This window comes from Pontibacter locisalis, assembly GCF_042684605.1.
In the GTDB taxonomy this organism is placed as follows: Bacteria; Bacteroidota; Bacteroidia; order Cytophagales; family Hymenobacteraceae; genus Pontibacter; species Pontibacter locisalis.
Window position 1 is genome coordinate 1 of sequence record NZ_JBHULU010000034.1, and the last position, 3725, is coordinate 3725.

General features: G+C 40.5%; 4 protein-coding genes. 1 reads left to right on the forward strand and 3 read right to left on the reverse strand.

The features are described 5' to 3' along the window. Positions 1-190: 190 nt before the first annotated feature. The 3 genes from ACFSRY_RS19155 to ACFSRY_RS19165 all read right to left on the reverse strand — a co-directional run bounded on the left by ACFSRY_RS19155 (position 191) and on the right by ACFSRY_RS19165 (position 2960). Positions 191-1618, reverse strand: a complete 1428-nt coding sequence (locus ACFSRY_RS19155; protein ID WP_377511938.1) for a DUF4932 domain-containing protein — start codon at positions 1616-1618, stop codon at positions 191-193. A gap of 92 nt (positions 1619-1710) precedes the next feature. Then, positions 1711-2481, reverse strand: coding sequence for a hypothetical protein (locus ACFSRY_RS19160; RefSeq protein WP_377511941.1), 771 nt, complete (start codon positions 2479-2481; stop codon positions 1711-1713). A gap of 89 nt (positions 2482-2570) precedes the next feature. Then, positions 2571-2960 carry a hypothetical protein gene (locus tag ACFSRY_RS19165; RefSeq protein WP_377511944.1) on the reverse strand — a complete coding sequence of 130 codons (390 nt, stop codon included), beginning with the start codon at positions 2958-2960 and terminating at the stop codon, positions 2571-2573. Between the two features lie 193 nt (positions 2961-3153). On the opposite strand from ACFSRY_RS19165, the gene ACFSRY_RS19170 reads away from it, so the two are divergent. Beyond that, on the forward strand, positions 3154-3564 hold the full coding sequence (locus ACFSRY_RS19170) for a hypothetical protein (protein WP_377511948.1): 411 nt from the start codon (positions 3154-3156) through the stop codon (positions 3562-3564). Positions 3565-3725: the final 161 nt, after the last annotated feature.

Below are 3725 nucleotides of genomic sequence, written 5' to 3' on the forward strand. Positions count from 1 at the left end.
CTTAATCGAGCTTTTCTTCTTTTTATCAAATAGCCCACTAAAAAGACAACAGTGAGTAAAAGGCAAACAGCAATTATTAACACTGTAATTATTGAAGCTATTTCCATACTTTAAGTTTACCCCAACGGTACTGGTACATAAAGCGAACGAGGCGTAGCCGAGGTTTGAGTTATGTACAGGGTTAGGCAGTTTAATTTTGAGCCACTTGTACGTTTGTGATGATAATAGACTTGTATGGCATTAGATTCACGCCTTTCTTGCTCTTGACCGCTATTTTCGTAACCCAAGGTACATTAAAACCAACATGGTTTCTATAGCCGTTCTCTAGGTCCAGTTCAAAGTGCAGCTTCCTGCCGCCATCACTCCAAGCAAGACTGTTATCCTCCTTAGTAAGCACTAATCTATTTCTTTCTATTGGCTGCTTTTCTGCGACCTGAATCACATCTACAGAGTCCAGCTCTACCATAGGCTCACTAAACACTATTTCATACTTCACGCGAGCATTATCCGTTACCTCCTGATTTTGCTGCGGGCTGCTTGCTATGATGGGTTGGATAAGCTTGTCCTGCGTTTGCCTGCACCATTTCAGCATGGCGGGATAGAGGTCATGGATGGTCTGCTTTTTCTTTCTTTTGTCATAGAGTTCTTTTAGCTTGGCATTGAATAGAGAACTGGCAAAAAAGCCTCTGCTCTCGTTTTGCATGGCCCAATCCTGGCTCACCTGTTGGGCTACCTGTGGGAAGTGTTCATACAGGAAAAGGTCGTAAGCAGCCCATGTCATATATTCATTGAAAGTAGCCAATTCCTGCTCTTCGTAGCCACTTCCCGTGTCCCACTTTTTGCTGTTGAAACTGCTGATTACCTTCTTGCTGTGTTTCGCTGTAACGGGGTTCACAAAGCCGTGGTCCATCTCTGTGAAGAGCATGTGCAAACCGGATGCGAACTGCTCTTCTGACACATCCTTTGAAGCGGTTTGGTTAAGCACGTATTCTGGCAGCGTTATAAAGTCCGTGGGAACGCCGCTAACTTGTCTGTGGCAGTTCATGCGGTAAACAAGGGGTGAAATAACGATGGCATAGTCGGCCTTTACCCATTCACTGCCAAACTCCCTTTGCAGGAATGAAATCATCTCGGGCAGCATCTGTGATTTCTGATAGGCTACTATCAGCGAATCATAATAGGATTTATGTTTGCTGTAGAATTCTCTGAAGCCAGAAACCTTGACAAAATCATTGATAAGCTCTATGTTTTCCTCGAAGGGGTTCAGCCCCTGCTGTGTACTAAACGAAATTCTTCTTTTGAGCATACCATTTTCATCGAAGTCGAAAACGTAACTGTCCGTGCGGAAGCTTAGGTACTTGTCCCACTCCTCACGTGAATAATTCACCTTGGCAATCAGCGGATGTGCTGCGTGACGGTCAAAGTGGTTGAGGAGCTCTTGGTAGTAGGGAGACTTCTTGTATACTTCCCATGGGTCTGCCTTACCGTAAGGTGTGATGGCAAGAATAACATTGGCGAGCTCATACGTTTCAGAGCTCTCAATTTTTACTGGAATATCCTGCGCATAGACTGCTGTGCTCCACAACAGAAATAAAAGGAGAAACTTAGCTGTTTTCATTTTTGATTATTATTCTGCCTAACGTGCTGGTGCAGCTGATGGGCGAAGCGTAGCTGAGCCTAAGCGCTGCACTTTGTTGGCAGATGTTATTCTTAATTCGAAATACCGTGTGCTATTACCTTCAGATTCTCCTTAATGCCTTTATCAACTATATTAAAGTATGTAGGCTGGTAAGAGAAGAGCACATCATAGATCAATGGATCACTCTTGTCAAATTGTTTTAGAAGGGCATTTACATCTACTTCCTTAGGGTCAATCAATATATTCACCTCTGTATTGTCCTTCTTCTTACCTATCTCAATATGAAGAGTGTCTGCTGACTTGAACATCTCTGGTTTATTAATGTAGAACTCATCATACAGCCCCCGTGGAACTACCCTCTCAAACCCACCCGTGACATGCACTACAGCTTTACCTTTGGTGTAGGTATAGTAGGTGTCTATAACAACAAATGCTTTCGGATCATAGGGTAACCCTTCCTTCACTTCAAAGGAATCATCTGTTAAGAATACGTGAACTCTAGTACTGTCCAAAACATCTTCTGACAGGAATTTAGCAAATGCCTGATACCTAGCTTTCCTCATTTTGTCTTTCAGTACAGTATCTAAATCCGACACATTGAGATAGAGCAAATAAGAATAATAAGCAGAGTCAATCTTCACGCTGTTAACCTTCTCAAGCCCCACCCACTTCATCGACTCATTTTGTTTAGTGGAGACGAAATAGGTCGAGATTGAATCTGCTACAGCCTTACTAATCATATCAGAGTAGGTGAAATTGATCCCTCCCTTTTCCACTTCGCTTGGAGTGCTGCACGAGTAGAAGATACTTGTTAAAATTATGAGTTGTAGTATTGTCTTCATATATTTTTATACCTGCCAACGGTCTTGGCTTTGCCATGGCGAAGCTATGGTAAAGCCAAGACCGTTGGCAAATGTTTTTTTATTATTCTTTAGAAAAGCCTGTTAAATAATGGGTTATCAACCATTACAAAAAGCAATATAAAAGGAAACAGGAGAGCTAGAACGACTAAAACACCTTTGATCACATACGCAGTTGATTTGTCATACCATCTATCTCTAAAAATCAGATATTTGCGCTTATACCTATAGTTATTGTAGGCCATTAACAGTAAAACAGGGCCAGCTGCTAAAATTCTTAAATCTATATTAGGCTTTGACACATCAAAATGAAGCAGATAACGGTTAAGCAGAGTACAAATTTCAAGCAGCAGAAACAGCTGCATAATAGTTAAAAATGCATTTGCTCTGTAAGCTGCTGCTCCGTCCTTTTTGAAAAAGAATTTTGCTAGTCTAAAATAGATGTAATCAAACAGTACCATTACTTTATCATATTCTAAATAAATGCCAACGTGCTGGTATAGCGGATTGCAAGGCGTAGCCGCAGCAGTACTGCTATACTTGGTTAGCACTTGTTTTATTGTTTTAGGGAATGTTCACTCTACAGTTTTATGATTGAAATAACATAAATTTCTTTAAAAAGTATATATTTAAATCGAACACAAGCCTATACACATGAAACTCTTAAACTACCTTCTTACCACAGTAGTGGTGTTGTTTAGCTTTGGAGCATCTGCTCAGTCAAATACCCAGCAAACTTTTTCGGAAAAATTCGAGGTATTCATCGAAACGCCATATGCTCAATTACGCTGGACACAGTCTCCTGATGCTTCGGAGAGTGCTACTTATTCGACCCCAATGCCAAATCCCATTGATGTCACAAAAACGTATGTAGAAGATCCTGAATCAGGCTTATGGCATTACCCAAACATAGGGAAAGTTCTTGACCCTGAAACTGGTTATTATATTGATTTTGATGCCCATAGGTATTACTTGTATCGTGTGAATCCCAAAACAGGTAAAATTTACAAAGGAAAATCAGAAGTAGAAGTTAAGAAGAAAAAGACCGATAATAATAAACATTAATGTTCTTCTCAAATTAATAATTCCAAATTTGTGCTAACGTTTAGTACATAAGGTGAGCAAGGCGTAGCCAAAGCTTGGCTTATGTGCAGGGTTAGGGTTTGTTTTATTCGTACTCCATTTTTACTCCCAAATAAACTTTTAAATCAGGATTGCTTTCAAAC